Source organism: Pseudomonas sp. PB120 (genome assembly GCF_009761815.1).
Lineage (GTDB): Bacteria > Pseudomonadota > Gammaproteobacteria > Pseudomonadales > Pseudomonadaceae > Aquipseudomonas.
Genome location: NZ_RWIN01000108.1, coordinates 1 through 14,575 on the forward strand (window position 1 = coordinate 1; position 14,575 = coordinate 14,575).

Below are 14,575 nucleotides of genomic sequence, written 5' to 3' on the forward strand. Positions count from 1 at the left end.
CGGCATGCCCTCGCTCCGGTCCTGCTCCGTGGGCCCGCCGCCATCGGCCATCCATGGCCGGGGGCGGCTAACCCGGCATCCATGCCGGGTTGCCCACTGCGCAGAACCTCCACTCGGCCTCTCGAGGCGGCAAGAAAATCAAAAGCCAAATCAAAAGCGAGGCGGCCTGACAGCCGACCTGATTCTTCTGGTGCGCGCACTCCCCCTGTGGGAGCTGGCCTGCCGGCGATGACGGCCTGACAATCAACTGATCTCTCTCTGGTGCCCCCCATTCAAATGTGGGAGCCAGCCTGCTGGCGATGGTCGTCAACGATAACCCGGGCTGCCTGAATGAACGCGTTGCCTGGATATTTTTCGTCGGAACGCCGCCCGGAGCAAGCTCGCTCCTACAGTTTCTCCACCTACCGACTCAGCCGTTTCCCCTACGCCGAAATCTCCCCCTGCAATCGCCGCCCCACCACATCCATCAAATCACACCCATCGCGCAGCGAAGTCACCAACACCCGCGCCAACTCACTGTGAACCCCCTCCCCGTACGCAAAACTCTCCAGCAACTGTGTGGCAGTGCGAATGCGGTAAGCCGCCGCTTCATGCAACACATCCAGCGGTGCTTCAGTGTCGATCAACAACGATGGGATGCTGCAGTCGATGCCTGTGACAGGCATGTATCGATCCATGACGAATAACCTCCATTGGAAAAAAGTACACAACTCTTCAGCGTCGGCAGTTGGACGGAACATCAGACGGTCCGCGTGGCGGTTCCAGAGTGTCCAGTGCCCGATTGACCAGCAACTCGCCCAGCGCGGACAGTTGCTGAATAGCCAAAATGACATGGCGACGCGGGCCTTCCAGTTCGCGGGCGAGATCGGTGGCCATGACGCTGAGGGAGGCCAGGGTTTCAGAGGCGTGGCAGAGCATGGATTCGGTGTCGATATCCGGGACGACAGCGAAGAAATGGCTGACGGGTTCGGGGCGTGAGTGATTGCGTAGGGGAATGCTGACGAGTTGTTCGGTGGCTTTCGAAGGCTTGGTTTTATCAACGGTGGAATGGTTTGGCGCGACTAAGGAGTTGGGGGTAACTTTTTTCATAAAAGAGCTCCTTGCAAAGTTAAAAGTGCAAGCCCCACGCTTTCAATTGGGACTAGGCCGAGCACTGTACTCGCGTTATTTGAGAGGGAAAACACCTAATAAAAAATTAAACTTTATTAACCAAACAATTTAACAAACGTGCAGAAATATGATTATAACCGGTTAATAAATGCACAATATTGCGCAACACTAAATTTACGAAATAACCAACATCACCCTTGACCGTAAACCTCGACACAAAAACCCAGTTTCCGCTTCCTTATTTCTGTAAGAAATTTCCTAAATTCGCCATAATAGCCCGCTATGAAACATTATTTAACGTTTACCCCCCGTGCCGGCGACTTAATCTTGTACATAATTCATTGATGGAAAACACCGACATTATAAAAAACATCGCGCCAGCTATTTCGCTTAAGCATCGAGATTTACAGCAGGGGTACAGTGCTCATGTACAGAAAAGAAAAGACGGAACACTTAAAAAATAATATTAAATACCTTATAAAAAGCCGCGGAGAAACGCAGCTATCTTTGTGCAACTCCATCGGCCTGACCAGGACCACCATATACAACATATTGGAGGGGAAGGTCGTCAACGTTCAACAATCCACCATTCGAAAAATTCTGATTTTTTTGGCGTCTCATACAAAGAAATAGAAAACGTGGACTTTGAGAAAAAGGAACTTATCGAAAACAGCTCTTCCTTAGAAGGAAATATGAACCCATCGGCAGTCCCCATAATAAAAGAGAGTTTACTTATTCAGAATCTAGACAAAAGAATCGGTGAACTGTCCACACAACACCCACTGACATATTATTTTGGAGTAGCGTGCAACTTGATCGGTGTACTTTTGGAGAAGGAAATCAGCGACGCTCATGAACCTGGCGAATTATTGATAATAAAAAAGGGACAATCAAACAATAAAAACGAAAAGCTTATGTACGACAAAATTACGAAAAAATTATTTATAACCAGCTCAAATCTTCCTGACTCCGATCTTGTTTGCATTGTAGGAGAAGTCTTAGAGGAAAGATTTAATGGTTAACAAAAGCGAAATTGAAAACAGCAAATACAAGCTATTAGGATTTGAGAACAGCAAAGAACTCGCCATCATTATGGTCATTTCCACTGGGAAAATTATCAAGATACATCTAGGCAAGCTTGTAAAAAGCGAAGTGATTGACAACTTAAACAAAGCAGAAATAAAAGAGATATATAAAAAATTCTATTCGCGAGGGAGTGCGGTGACAGCCTATGAAATGACAGACCGACATGAGAAATCGTGGACAATATACGTCGCACTAAATCTTCTGCTTTTTACGCTTTACATTTTCTCCAACATCGGCGCAGCAAAACCCATTTATTTACACCAACTCGACATCACCATTACGCTGGGTGCTTTTCTATACCCACTGACGTTTTTAATAGTTGATTTATTGAATGAATTTTACGGACTCAGGCTTGCTAAAAAAGCCATTCTTTCTGTATTTTCCTGCAATGCCGTCATCATGGTACTTCTTGGCGCATCGACTTACCTTCCCGGATTGCCTGGCTGGAAGCTAGAAGTATCCTACAACGAGGTAATTAGCCATGTGTCTTCTATACTAGTCGCGTCATCCGTATCATTTCTCGTCGCTGAATACATCAACTCCTATCTCCTGTGCAGGATAAAAGAACTCACTAATTCGCGATTACTATTTTTGCGTGTATTTTTTAGTACTTTCTTCGCAGTCATAATAGACAGCTTTATTTTCTGCTTTATTGCATTTTCTGGAACAATGGAAACCAGCGATATCCTGAAAATAGTCTACGTTCAAATAGCCATAAAAATGTGCTTCGCCGTTTTCAATATTTTGCCCGCCTACGGGGCAAGATCACTGTTCAAACGATACATATCAGCAGCCCAAACCGCATAAAACATAAGAGATGTTCTGTGAGGTACACAATGGGCCTCACAGCACCACCCACCACTTGATAATTTCCACCCGCAACTGGTCGCAATCCATCAACCCCCCCCTCGCCCGTCCCCCTAGATTAACTCCCAGAACACGTCGCCGTGCCGTGCGGCCAGTCACTGTGGAGATCGCCATGCAAAACTTCCAAGCCCGCAAACTGCAGAGCCCCGTAGAGGGTTGGGACCATCAGGATCCGGAGGAAGCCTTCACCCTGCCCTCGCGCTACTTCTATGACGACACCCTGTTCAAGGCTGAGCGCGATAACATTTTCATGCGCGCGTGGCATGTGGCCGGGCATGTCAGCGAGTTTGCCGAGCCGGGTCAGTATGTGGTGACGGAGGTGTTCGACCAGAGTGTGGTGGTGGCGAAAAATCGTCAGGGGCAGATTCATGCGTTCCACAACGTGTGCCAGCACCGTGGCAATCGGCTGCTTGAAGCGCGTCGCGGCACCACGGGCGGCGTGGTGCGCTGTGCTTATCATTCGTGGTGTTATGAAATGGACGGCAGCCTGCGCAGCGCGCCCCGCTGCGAGAAGATGAAGAATTTCGAGTTGCAGCAGTTCAACATTCCGCAGATTCGCACCGAGGAACTGGGCGGGTTCATTTACTTCAACCTCGATCCGAATGCGCCGTCGATGCGGGATTTGTTCCCCGGGGCCGATGAGGAAATGCGCCGGGTGTTTCCGGACCTTGAGCACATGCGCCTGATCGAGGAACAGGACGTGATCGTGCCGGCCAACTGGAAGGTGATCATGGACAACTCCATCGAGGGTTATCACTTCAAGTTGTCCGGACCGTGCCATATCGACCTGGCCAGGTTGATCGATTTCAAGGGTTATCAACTGACCAAACGCGACAATTGGTGGACGTACATTGCCCCGGCCAACCTGACGGTGACCGAAGCCTACGGCGTTCCGCTCAAGCCCGAGCTGAACCCGGACGAATGCTTTTTCAACATTGGCCTGTGGCCGAACAACACCTTTTATACCTTCCCGTTTTCCGAGTTCCTGGGCTCATTCATCATGATCCCGCTGGATGCCGAGCGCTCGCTGCTGCGCTTTGGCTATTACTCCACTAACAGCGAAACCGCTGCCGTGACGGCGTCGTGCATGAAGTGGATGAACGAGGATCTGGGGCCGGAAGACATTGCCCTGAACATCTCGGTGCAAAAAGGCCTGCGCTCGCTCGGTTACGACCAGGGTCGGTACATGATCGATGCCCAGCGCAGCAATGAAAGCGAGCACCTGGTGCATCACTTTCATCGGCTGGTGTTTAACGGGATTCATGGGGATTCGACTGCTTGAACCCACCCCCCCCCCTGTAGGAGTGAGCCTGCTCGCGATGACTGAGTGTCAGTCGACATTTGAATCGCCTGATACTCCGCTATCGCGAGCAGGCTCACTCCTACAGGGTTTTGTGTCATGACCTTCATTGATGGAGAACGCCGAACCATGACCGATCATGAGTTTGATTACCTGATTGTGGGCGCAGGGTCTGCGGGCTGCGTGTTGGCCAACCGGTTGAGCGAAGACCCGGCGGTGCGGATTCTGCTGCTGGAAGCTGGCCCGGCAGACTCCAGCTGGACCATCGACATGCCTTCCGCCGTGGGCATTGTGGTCGGCGGCTCGCGCTTCAACTGGCGCTATGACTCCGAGCCGGAACCCTATCTGGACGGTCGCCGGATCGGCACGCCACGAGGCCGGACGCTGGGCGGTTCGTCGTCGATCAACGGCATGGTCTACATTCGCGGCCATGCCCTGGATTACGACGGTTGGGCCGCGCAAGGCTGCACAGGCTGGAGTTATCAGGAGGTGCTGCCGTACTTCAAACGGGCGCAAACCCATGCCGACGGCGCGGACGATTACCGAGGGGCCCACGGTCATTTGCATGTCACCCCCGGCGATGTACAAACGCCGCTGTGTGCAGCGTTTGTCGCCGCAGGCGCCGAGGCCGGGTACGGCGTGAGCAGCGACTTGAACGGTTATCGCCAGGAGGCTTTCGGGCCGGTGGACCGCACCACGCGCGAGGGAAGGCGCTGGAGCACTTCGCGCGGTTACCTGAGCCAGGCGCTGAAGCGCGGCAATGTCCGCGTGGCGACCGATGCATTGGCCTTGCGCATTCTGTTCGACGGCGACCGCGCCATCGGGATCGAATACGAGCAGAGCGGCCAGACTCATCAGGTTCACGCCCGGCGCGAGGTCTTACTCACCGCCGGCGCAATCAATTCGCCGCAACTGTTGCTGCTGTCCGGGATCGGCCCGGCGGCGGAACTGAGGGACCTGGGCATCACGGTCAAACATGACTTGCCCGGTGTGGGCTGCCGGCTCAACGATCACCCGGACACGGTCGTGCAGTACCTGTGCAAGCAACCGGTGTCGCTGTATCCGTGGACGACCGCACCGGGTAAATGGTGGATCGGCGCGCGATGGTTCGCCACCCATGATGGGCTGGCGGCGAGCAATCACTTCGAAGCCGGGGCGTTCATTCGCTCGCGGGCGGGGGTTGAACATCCCGACCTGCAACTGACGTTCATGCCGCTGGCGGTCAAACCCGGCAGCGTCGACCTGGTGCCGGGCCACGCCTTTCAGGTCCATATCGACCTGATGCGCCCCACCAGTCTGGGCAGCGTCACCCTGAACAGCGCCGACCCTCGACAGCCGCCGCGCATCCTGTTCAATTACCTGAAAACCGAGCAGGATCGAGCCGACATGCGCGCCGGTGCACGGCTGGTGCGCGAGATTATCGGGCAACCGGCGATGGCGGCGTTCAAGGGCGAAGAGCTGGTCCCCGGCCCACATGCGCAGAGCGACGAAGCGTTGGACGCCTGGGCCAGGCAGGTCACGGAAACCGGCTACCATGCCAGCGGCACGTGCAAGATGGGGCCGGTGGATGACCCGGAAGCGGTGGTCGACGCGCAATTGCGCGTACATGGGCTCGACGGTTTGCGCGTGGTGGACGCGTCCATCATGCCGGTGATCGTCAGCGGCAACACCAACGCGCCGACGGTGATGATTGCGGAAAAGGCCAGCGACCTGATTCGCGGCCTGCCACCATTGCCGGGCAGCGAGGCACTGGTGTGGGTTCATCCACAGTGGCAGACACGGCAACGATAGAGATCACTCATGAGCAATCAGTCGTCCGGCAACGCAGAACCCCGCTTCACCTGGCAACGCGGCGATGTTGCGCCGTTGCGGGTCGCGGTGCTGTTGCTGCCGTCGTTCTCCAACTTCGGCCTGGCCGCCGTCCTCGAACCCTTGGCCATTGCCAATTGGCTGAGCCAGCGCCAGCTGTTCCAGTGGTCGCTGTTGTCACTGGACGGCGAACCGGTACTGGCGAGCAATGGCCTGGCCACCGTGGCCAACGAAGGGCTGCGCACCGACCAGGGTTTTGATCTGTGCCTGGTGATCGCCAGTTTTGATGTGCACCAACACAGCCGCAACGCGGCGCTCAAGAGTTGGTTGCGCAAACAGGCGTTGTTCGGCGCGGTGCTGGCGGGCGTGGAAACCGGCACTGAACTGCTCGCGGCCGCCGGGGTGCTCGACGGCTACGAAGCGGCAGTGCACTGGGACAATCTTCAGGGGTTTCAGGAAAGTTATCCACGGGTGCAGGCCAAGCCGCAGCTCTACACGCTGGAGCGCCAGCGCATGACGTGTGCCGGGGCGACCACAACCCTGGACATGTTGCTCGGCTGGATCGGCCAGAGTATCGACAGCGAACTGGCGCGGGAAATCGGCATGCACCTGCTGATGGGCCGTGTGCGTGCGCCGGCGGACAATCAACTCGACGGCGGCCTGACCAACACCGGAATGTTCGGCAGCAAGATCCGCCGAGCGGTGCAACTGATGGAACAGGCGCTGGAAGAGCCGCTGGATTGCGAAGCGATTGCCGGCCAGGTCGGGCTTTCGCGGCGGCAACTGGAGCGGCAATTCAAGCATCAGACCGGCCTGTCGCCGCTCAAGTACTACATCACCTTGCGACTGGCCAAGGCCCACAGCCTGTTGCAACAAACCCGCTTGAGCGTGGCGCAAGTGGCTGCCTGCTCGGGGTTCGGCTCGCTCGAGCATTTTTCCCGCACCTACCGTGCGCGCTTCGGCTGCCCGCCCAGCGAAGACCGCAGCCAGAGCTGGACTGCCCCGGTCATGCGCCAGCCGCTAAGCAAGGACTATCACCCGGTCGAGGCCGACTGAATTCACAGCCGATACCCGGCCCCCTCCTCGTCCAGAATGCCCATCAGCGCGTTGAAATGCTTGTCGGAAAAGCCCGGATAGTCGAGCCATTGCCGACAGGTTTTGCGCGCGATTTCATCGCTGGCGATGCGCAGTTCGCGGCCGGTGGACAACGCGGTGATGTAGGTTTCGCAGGCACGTTCGAAGTAATACAGATCATCGAACGCCTGAGCGATGGTCGGCGCCGCGACCAGCAGGCCATGGTTGCCCATCAACAAAATCGGTTTGTCCCCCAGCAGTCGGCTGACCCGCTCGGCCTCGTCCCCCAGGCCCATGCCATCGAAGCCGTCGTCGATGACCACACGCTCGAAAAAACGCATCGCGTTCTGCTCAATCGGCGGCAGCCGCGAATCCGCCAGGCACGCCAGCGCCGTCGCGTATTTCGAGTGCGTGTGCAAGATGCAACGGGCGTGTGGCTGGTTGCGATGCAAAGCGCTGTGCAATGCCCATGCGGTGATGTCCGGCGCGTTCGGGCGGTCGAGGCTGGCGGGGTCATCGGCATTCACCAGCAGCAGGTCGCTGGCCTTGATCGTCGAGAAATGCTTGCCGTACGGGTTGATCAAAAACTCCCGCCCGTCCCCCGACACGGCCACGCTGAAATGATTGGCGATGGACTCGTGCAGGTTCAACCGCGCGGCCCAGCGAAAGGCGCAGGCCAGGCGGATTCTCAGTTGCTCGACAGGCTGATTCATCGCGTGCTCTCTCAGCTTCATTGGCAGATGCCTGCCAGTGTAGAGAGGCGCGGTAGGCGCACTTGACGAGAAACGACACCGGTTGCCGGTTTTGCCAACGACAGCGTATTGATCGCATTCTTCACCTGACGACCGGCAGCAAAAATTAATTGCCACCAAATATTACATGCGTCATATTACATGCGTAATAAACACCCGTTTCCCACAGGTATTCATCCATGACCAGCATGCCCAGCCTCGAACCCGACCTTGCGGTACCCGTGAGCACCAAGCCTCCCCTGCTCAAACGGTTGATCCTGCTGACTGCGGTTGTCGCTGCCCTGGTAGGCGCGGGTGTGTATGCGTCTCACTGGTGGAGCGCTGGACGTTTCATCGAAGAAACCGACGATGCCTACATTGGCGGCGACGTGACTGTGATCGGGCCGAAAGTCGCGGGTTACATCGAAGAAGTGCTGGTCACCGATAACCAGAAAGTGAAGGCTGGCGACGTGCTGATCCGTATCGATTCCCGGGACTACCGCGCCAACCTGGCCAAGGCTGAAGGCGCCGTCGCCGCCCAGGAAGCTTTGCTCGCCAACCTCGACGCCACCCAACAACTGCAACAAGCCGTGATCGGCCAGGCCCGCGCCGGCATTGACGCGGCCGGTGCCGAAACCGCCCGTTCCCGGGACGACAATGCGCGCTACAAAAAACTGGTCGGCAGCAATGCCGTGTCGGTGGAGAGCGCCCAGCGCGCGGACGCCACGTTCAAGACCGCCCAGGCGCTCAGTTCGCGAGCCCAGGCTGAATTGCTGGCCGCACAACGGCAGTTGAACGTGATCGAAACCCAGAAACAGCAAGCCCGCGCCGCGCTGATGCAGGCCAAGGCCGAGCGCGATCTGGCACAACTGAACGTCGGCTACACCGAACTCAAAGCCCCGGTGGACGGGGTGGTCGGCAACCGCCGGGCGCGGGTCGGCGCCTATGCACAGGCGGGTTCGCAGTTGTTGTCGGTCGTGCCGTCCAGCGGTTTGTGGGTTGATGCCAACTTCAAGGAAGATCAATTGGCGCGCATGACCCCGGGTCAGCGGGTGATCATTCATGCCGACGTGCTCTCGGGGCAGGAATTCCACGGTCATCTGGACAGCCTTGCGCCGGCCAGCGGCGCACAGTTCAGCGTCCTGCCACCGGAAAACGCCACCGGCAACTTCACCAAGATCGTGCAACGGGTGCCGGTACGGATCCTGCTCGACCCGGCCGATGGCGTGCTCGGCCACTTGCGTCCCGGCCTCTCGGTAACGGCAGAAGTGGACACCCGCCAGTCACCTGAAACCCCAGCCGTGGCCGTTACGCCATGAGCCGCCCCCTCGCCGTCCCCGCGCAACCGTTCAATCCCGCCAGCATGGCGACCGCGACCAAAGTGTTCGCGTTCGCCAGCATGTGCATCGGCATGTTCATTGCGCTGCTGGACATCCAGATTGTCTCCGCCTCGTTGCGCGACATCGGCGGCGGGCTCTCGGCGGGCACGGATGAAACGGCCTGGGTGCAGACCAGTTACCTGATCGCCGAAATCATTGTGATCCCTCTGTCGGGCTGGCTGTCCCGGGTGTTCTCGACCCGCTGGCTGTTTTGCGCATCGGCAGTGGGTTTCACCCTGGCCAGCCTGCTGTGCGGCGCGGCCTGGAACATCCAGAGCATGATTGCCTTTCGCGCCCTGCAGGGGTTTATCGGCGGTTCGATGATCCCGCTGGTATTCACCACGGCGTTCTTTTTCTTCACCGGCAAACAACGGGTAATCGCTGCGGCCACCATCGGCGCCGTGGCGTCCCTCGCGCCTACGCTGGGGCCGGTCATCGGCGGCTGGATCACCGATGTGTCGTCCTGGCACTGGCTGTTCTACATCAATTTGGTGCCGGGGATTTTCGTCGCGGTGGCGGTGCCGATGCTGGTGAAAATCGACCAGCCGGAACTGTCGCTGCTCAAGGGCGCCGACTACCTGAGCATGCTGTTCATGGCGCTGTTTCTCGGCTGCCTGGAATACACCCTCGAAGAAGGCCCGCGCTGGAACTGGTTCAGCGACAGCACCATCCTGACCACCGCGTGGATCAGCGGCATCGCCGGCCTGGCCTTCATCGGCCGAACCCTGCACGTGTCCAACCCGATCGTCGATTTGCGCGCCTTGAAAGACCGCAACTTCGCCCTCGGCTGTTTCTTCTCGTTCGTCACCGGGATCGGCCTGTTCGCCACTATTTACCTGACCCCGCTGTTTCTCGGCCGGGTCCGTGGTTATGGCGCGCTGGACATTGGCCTGGCGGTTTTCTCGACCGGGGTGTTCCAGATCATGGCGATTCCGCTGTACGCCTTTCTGGCCAATCGCGTCGACCTGCGCTGGATCATGATGACCGGCCTTGGCCTGTTCGCGTTATCGATGTGGGATTTCAGCCCGATCACCCATGACTGGGGGGCCAGGGAATTGCTGTTGCCGCAAGCGCTTCGGGGCATTGCCCAGCAATTGGCGGTGCCGCCAGCGGTGACGCTGACCCTGGGTGGGTTGGCGCCCGCGCGGCTCAAACATGCGTCGGGATTGTTCAACCTGATGCGAAACCTGGGGGGGGCCATCGGCATCGCCGCCTGCGCGACCATTCTCAATGACCGCACCAACCTGCACTTCACGCGGTTGGCGGAAAACCTGAATAGCACGAATGAAGCGCTCAATCAGTGGCTGTCCCAGGTCGGCAATAACTTCGCCGCCCTGGGCCAAAGCGGTGACGTGGGCGTCACCGCCAGCCTGCATCAGCTCTGGCAGCTGACTTACCGCGAAGCCCAGACACAAACCTATGGCGACGCGTTCCTGATGATCATGGTCTGCTTCATCATCGCCACGGCGATGGTGCCCTTGATGCGCAAGGTGCAACCACCGGCGGCGCCGTCAGCAGACGCACATTGATCAGGCCTGAGGCATTTTACGGAAGCCAATTGCCAGGCGGTTCCAGGCGTTGATGGTGGTAATCGCCACGGTCAGGTCGACCATTTCTTTGGGGCTGAACTGAGCGGTGGCCAGTTCGTAATCTTCGTCTTCTGCATGGGTCTGGCTGATCAGGGTCAGGGATTCGGTCCAGGCCAGGGCGGCACGTTCACGGTCGGTGAAGAACGGGGTTTCACGCCAGGCCGACAGCGTGGCCAGACGGCGCTCGTCTTCACCGCCCTTGCGGGCATCGGCGCTGTGCATGTCGAGGCAGAAGGCACAGCCGTTGATTTGCGAAGTGCGCAACTTGACCAGTTCGATCAGGTTTTTTTCCAGTGGCAGCTTCGACACGGCCGTTTCCAGGGCAATCATGGCTTTGAGGGCGTCAGGGGAAGCGGTGTAGAAATCGATACGAGGTTTCATGGTGTGCTCCAGGGCAAGTGGGTGTGTGGCTACGTTAGTCCTGATGCTGGATTGCACAAATAGCCAATATTTGAGAAGTCGAGGAGGCCATTGGGGGGCCATCGAACAGAAAGTGCGATTTGAGAATTGCCAGCGCTCGGTCCACGCCACTAGAATGCGATCAATTCTTAATTGCACTCACGCCAGGATGGCGAAACGAGCATTTGCCCGCCATGTCGTCAGCCAACCAGCCTTTGAACCAACAGATCCACAACCTCTATAGCGAACACCATGGGTGGCTGCAGGGTTGGTTGTACCGCAAGATGGGTAACCGCTGCGATGCGGCCGACCTGGCTCACGACACCTTCCTGCGTTTGCTGACACGCCAGATCGTCAAGCCCTTGGGCAATGAACCCCGGGCGCTGCTGGCGCACATTGCCAAAGGCCTGATGATCGACCGCTGGCGTCGCCAGGACATCGAACGCGCCTATCTGGACACCCTCGCCGACATGCCGGAGGCCGCAGTGCCGTCACCGGAAACCCGCCTGCTGATCCTCGACACCCTGATGCGCATCGAGGCACTGCTGCGCGAATTGCCGGCCGTCACCCGTGACACCTTCCTGCTGTCGCAGATCGAAGGGTTGACCTACGGTCAGATTGCGACGCGCCTGAACGTGTCGCTGATCACCGTCAAGCGCCACATGCGCACGGCGTTCATTGCCTGCCTGAGTGTCGCCTGATGAAGGCTTCGGCGATCGACCCGCAGATTCTCGGCGAAGCGGCCGACTGGCTGGTGCAACTGCATTCCGGCACCGCCACCCCGTCCGACCATCAGGCCATTGCCCAGTGGCGCAATCGCAGTGCCGAGCACGCCCAGGCCTGGCAACGGGCCGAAGCATTACTGGGAGAATTTCAAAAGGTGCCGGCCAACCTCGCCATTCAGACCTTGCAACGAGCCGCGCGCAATGACGGCCTCAGCCGCCGGCAAACGCTGACGTGGCTGGGTCTGTTGCTGATGGCCGGCCCCGTGAGCATCGCCTCGCAACAGGTGCCCTGGCAACAATGGACCGCCGATCAACGTACCGCCGTGGGCGAACAGAAAAACCTGCACCTGCCGGACGGTAGTCAGGTGGTGCTGAACACCGAAAGCGCCTTGGACATAGCCTTTAGCGTAACGGAGCGTCGACTGGTGCTGCGCGAGGGCGAAGTGTTGATCCGCACGGCCAAAGACCCGGCAGCCCGGCCCTTCATCGTCGAAACCCCGCAAGGCATCGCCCATGCGCTGGGCACCCGGTTTTGTGTGCGGATCAATGAGGCGCGAAGCCAGGTGTCGGTGCTCGAAGGGCTGGTGGAGGTCACGCCGCAACGGCTTCAGCAGCCCGCGACGCTCAAGGCTGGTGATCGCCAGAGTTTCACACTCCAGGGGTTTGACCCGCTGGAGCGTTTCGACACCAGCACCCTGGCCTGGGACAAGGGCATGTTACTGGCCAGCAATATGCGCCTGGATGAGTTGCTCGGCGAGTTGAGCCGATACCGGCCGGGCGTGTTGCGCTGGCATCCCGATGTCGCCGCGTTGCGGGTGTCGGGGGCGTTTTCGTTGCGAGATACCGATGCGAGCCTGCGGTTGCTGGGTGATACGTTGCCGCTGAAGATCAGCAGTTTGACCCGGTACTGGATGTCGGTTGAACCGAGGGTTTGACGGTGGATGGCCGCTGCAAACCCTACGCCCTACTCCGCAACCACTGCAAAAACCCCTTCTTCGCCACCACCTTCGGCGTTTCCTGGGCAAACACCTGCGCCTTGTGCAAACGGAAATCCAGCAACGCCTTCATCGCCTCGCCAATGTCATGCCGCGCCTCCAGGCACGGTTTGAGGTAATCCTTTTCGATCCGGTACAGGCTGCACGCAGTCTTGGCATTGAAGTCCGCCGGCAGTGCCGTGTCCGACAAAATCCCGCCCTCGCCGATCACCTCACCCGGCCCCATGCGCCCGGACTCGAACTTGATCCCGCCACGGCTCAGCGTAACCGACACCACGCCCGATTCGATGATGAACAAATGATCGCTGACCTCCCCTCCCGGCAGGATCACGTCACCCGCACGGAAGTGTTGCAAGGTCATGTGCTGGCTGAAGGTTTCTTTCTCTTCCTGACGCAGCGTCGAGAAAATCGCCGAGCTTTCCAGCAACGCCCGTGGCCGTGACAGGTTGGCCTGCACATTGGGTTCGACGCTGGACAACAGGCTGACGCCGGACGCCTGCAGATGCCGGAACGCCAGGTCGAACAACAGATTGCGCACCATGCGCTTCTGATCCATCGACACCACGAAACCGCTGATTTCGTATTCCACGCCCGCGGGGCTGGAGCCTTTGAGCGCCACACACGGTGCCGGTTTGTTCAGCAGATAACGACAGCCTTCCATCGCCCGCTCCAGGGCATCGAGCACCGTTTGCGGACGCGCGTGGGGGCTCAATTGCAGGCTGATCGAAACGCCGAAGATGTCGCTCGGCCGGCTGAAATTGATGATTTTGGCCTTGGCCGCAAGTGAGTTGGGGATCACCGCCATGCTGCCCTGGGCGGTTTGCATGCGCGTGGCCCGCCAATCGATGTCGGTGACACGCCCTTCGGTGCCGTCGATGGAGATCCAGTCATCCAGTTGATAGGGTTTGGTGGTGTTGAGGACGATCCCGGAAAACACGTCGCTGAGGGTACTTTGCAACGCCAGGCCGACGATGATCGCCAAGGCGCCGGAGGTGGCCAGCACACCCTTGACCGGCAGGTCGAGCACGTACGCCAGGGCGGCGATGATCGCGATCAGGAAAATCACCGCACCCAGCAAATCCTGAAGCAAACGCCCGGTGTGCCCGACCCGTTGCATCATTACCGCGCCAATCAACACCGTCAGCGTTCGCGCGCCGAACAGCCACCAGCCGATCTGCAAACCGGTGGCCGCCAGGTGCAGCGGCACGTTGTCGGCCCAGGGTGCCACTTCCAATGGGTTCAAGCCTTCGTTGAACAGCAGCACGCTGAACAACGAAAAAATCAGCACCCGCAGGAGCAGTTTCCATGGCGGCCCATTGGCACTCATCAAGCGCCATATCCCCAGATCGATCAGGATCAGGAGCAGCGCACAGACCAGCGGGTGATTGGTGACCAGAGACAGCATCAAGCGACTCCAACGATGTACGGATATGTAGGAGCGAGCTCGCTCCGGGCGGCGTTCCGACGATGGTGTGTCAGACGACATTAATGTAGCTGATAAACCATCGTCG

General features: G+C 58.5%; 13 protein-coding genes and 1 pseudogene. 9 read left to right on the forward strand and 5 right to left on the reverse strand.

Annotated elements, in window-relative coordinates:
* Positions 1-422: 422 nt before the first annotated feature.
* Together EJA72_RS19730 and EJA72_RS19735 are read right to left on the reverse strand one after the other, a co-directional pair.
* Entirely contained in the window at positions 423-677 is a 255-nt protein-coding gene (locus EJA72_RS19730; RefSeq protein ID WP_157713049.1) for a hypothetical protein, read from the reverse strand.
* A 37-nt stretch (positions 678-714) separates the two neighbouring features.
* Positions 715-1,089, reverse strand: a complete 375-nt coding sequence (locus EJA72_RS19735; RefSeq protein ID WP_157713050.1) for a DUF6124 family protein — start codon at positions 1,087-1,089, stop codon at positions 715-717.
* 447 nt (positions 1,090-1,536) lie between these two features.
* On the opposite strand from EJA72_RS19735, the pseudogene EJA72_RS19740 reads away from it, so the two are divergent.
* From EJA72_RS19740 to EJA72_RS19760, 5 genes and pseudogenes are all read left to right on the forward strand, one after another.
* Positions 1,537-2,132 (forward strand): annotated as a pseudogene (locus EJA72_RS19740) (helix-turn-helix transcriptional regulator).
* Positions 2,125-3,003 carry a queuosine precursor transporter gene (locus EJA72_RS19745; RefSeq protein WP_157713051.1) on the forward strand — a complete coding sequence of 293 codons (879 nt, stop codon included), beginning with the start codon at positions 2,125-2,127 and terminating at the stop codon, positions 3,001-3,003. The pseudogene EJA72_RS19740 and the gene EJA72_RS19745 overlap by 8 nt, the downstream one beginning before the upstream one ends.
* A 172-nt stretch (positions 3,004-3,175) precedes the next feature.
* The gene (locus EJA72_RS19750; RefSeq protein WP_157713052.1) at positions 3,176-4,345 is read left to right on the forward strand and encodes an aromatic ring-hydroxylating dioxygenase subunit alpha; all 1,170 of its coding nucleotides are present in this window, start codon (positions 3,176-3,178) and stop codon (positions 4,343-4,345) included.
* A gap of 147 nt (positions 4,346-4,492) precedes the next feature.
* A complete protein-coding gene (locus EJA72_RS19755) occupies positions 4,493-6,154 on the forward strand; it encodes a choline dehydrogenase (RefSeq protein ID WP_157713053.1) in 1,662 nt (553 codons plus the stop codon).
* A 9-nt stretch (positions 6,155-6,163) separates the two neighbouring features.
* Positions 6,164-7,228, forward strand: coding sequence for a GlxA family transcriptional regulator (locus EJA72_RS19760; protein WP_157713054.1), 1,065 nt, complete (start codon positions 6,164-6,166; stop codon positions 7,226-7,228).
* A gap of 2 nt (positions 7,229-7,230) precedes the next feature.
* Here the strand turns inward: EJA72_RS19760 and EJA72_RS19765 are convergent, their stop codons facing one another.
* Positions 7,231-7,959, reverse strand: coding sequence for a class II aldolase and adducin N-terminal domain-containing protein (locus EJA72_RS19765; RefSeq protein ID WP_157713055.1), 729 nt, complete (start codon positions 7,957-7,959; stop codon positions 7,231-7,233).
* Between the two features lie 218 nt (positions 7,960-8,177).
* Between EJA72_RS19765 and EJA72_RS19770 the strand changes: the two genes are divergently transcribed.
* Both EJA72_RS19770 and EJA72_RS19775 read left to right on the forward strand, forming a co-directional pair.
* A complete protein-coding gene (locus tag EJA72_RS19770; protein WP_157713056.1) occupies positions 8,178-9,296 on the forward strand; it encodes an HlyD family secretion protein in 1,119 nt (372 codons plus the stop codon).
* Positions 9,293-10,885: a DHA2 family efflux MFS transporter permease subunit gene (locus EJA72_RS19775; RefSeq protein ID WP_157713057.1), complete on the forward strand. Its 1,593-nt coding sequence runs from the start codon at positions 9,293-9,295 to the stop codon at positions 10,883-10,885. The genes EJA72_RS19770 and EJA72_RS19775 overlap by 4 nt, the downstream gene beginning before the upstream one ends.
* Here the strand turns inward: EJA72_RS19775 and EJA72_RS19780 are convergent, their stop codons facing one another.
* Positions 10,886-11,326: a carboxymuconolactone decarboxylase family protein gene (locus EJA72_RS19780; RefSeq protein ID WP_157713058.1), complete on the reverse strand. Its 441-nt coding sequence runs from the start codon at positions 11,324-11,326 to the stop codon at positions 10,886-10,888.
* 212 nt (positions 11,327-11,538) lie between these two features.
* Here EJA72_RS19780 and EJA72_RS19785 point away from each other — a divergent pair, with 212 nt between their 5' ends.
* Together EJA72_RS19785 and EJA72_RS19790 are read left to right on the forward strand one after the other, a co-directional pair.
* Positions 11,539-12,045 carry a sigma-70 family RNA polymerase sigma factor gene (locus tag EJA72_RS19785; RefSeq protein WP_157713059.1) on the forward strand — a complete coding sequence of 169 codons (507 nt, stop codon included), beginning with the start codon at positions 11,539-11,541 and terminating at the stop codon, positions 12,043-12,045.
* Positions 12,045-13,004: a FecR domain-containing protein gene (locus EJA72_RS19790; protein ID WP_157713060.1), complete on the forward strand. Its 960-nt coding sequence runs from the start codon at positions 12,045-12,047 to the stop codon at positions 13,002-13,004. Before EJA72_RS19785 ends, EJA72_RS19790 begins: the two co-directional genes overlap by 1 nt.
* A 22-nt stretch (positions 13,005-13,026) precedes the next feature.
* Here EJA72_RS19790 and EJA72_RS19795 read toward each other — a convergent pair whose 3' ends face one another.
* Positions 13,027-14,469, reverse strand: coding sequence for a mechanosensitive ion channel domain-containing protein (locus EJA72_RS19795; protein ID WP_157713061.1), 1,443 nt, complete (start codon positions 14,467-14,469; stop codon positions 13,027-13,029).
* Between the last annotated feature and the right edge of the window lie 106 nt (positions 14,470-14,575).

Bases quoted from the DNA above. Each gene is read 5' to 3' on its own strand.
- EJA72_RS19730 (WP_157713049.1), bottom strand. From the start codon at position 677: ATGGATCGATACATGCCTGTCACAGGCATCGACTGCAGCATCCCATCG.
- EJA72_RS19735 (WP_157713050.1), bottom strand. From the start codon at position 1,089: ATGAAAAAAGTTACCCCCAACTCCTTAGTCGCGCCAAACCATTCCACC.
- EJA72_RS19745 (WP_157713051.1), top strand. From the start codon at position 2,125: ATGGTTAACAAAAGCGAAATTGAAAACAGCAAATACAAGCTATTAGGA.
- EJA72_RS19750 (WP_157713052.1), top strand. From the start codon at position 3,176: ATGCAAAACTTCCAAGCCCGCAAACTGCAGAGCCCCGTAGAGGGTTGG.
- EJA72_RS19755 (WP_157713053.1), top strand. From the start codon at position 4,493: ATGACCGATCATGAGTTTGATTACCTGATTGTGGGCGCAGGGTCTGCG.
- EJA72_RS19760 (WP_157713054.1), top strand. From the start codon at position 6,164: ATGAGCAATCAGTCGTCCGGCAACGCAGAACCCCGCTTCACCTGGCAA.
- EJA72_RS19765 (WP_157713055.1), bottom strand. From the start codon at position 7,959: ATGAATCAGCCTGTCGAGCAACTGAGAATCCGCCTGGCCTGCGCCTTT.
- EJA72_RS19770 (WP_157713056.1), top strand. From the start codon at position 8,178: ATGACCAGCATGCCCAGCCTCGAACCCGACCTTGCGGTACCCGTGAGC.
- EJA72_RS19775 (WP_157713057.1), top strand. From the start codon at position 9,293: ATGAGCCGCCCCCTCGCCGTCCCCGCGCAACCGTTCAATCCCGCCAGC.
- EJA72_RS19780 (WP_157713058.1), bottom strand. From the start codon at position 11,326: ATGAAACCTCGTATCGATTTCTACACCGCTTCCCCTGACGCCCTCAAA.
- EJA72_RS19785 (WP_157713059.1), top strand. From the start codon at position 11,539: ATGTCGTCAGCCAACCAGCCTTTGAACCAACAGATCCACAACCTCTAT.
- EJA72_RS19790 (WP_157713060.1), top strand. From the start codon at position 12,045: ATGAAGGCTTCGGCGATCGACCCGCAGATTCTCGGCGAAGCGGCCGAC.
- EJA72_RS19795 (WP_157713061.1), bottom strand. From the start codon at position 14,469: ATGCTGTCTCTGGTCACCAATCACCCGCTGGTCTGTGCGCTGCTCCTG.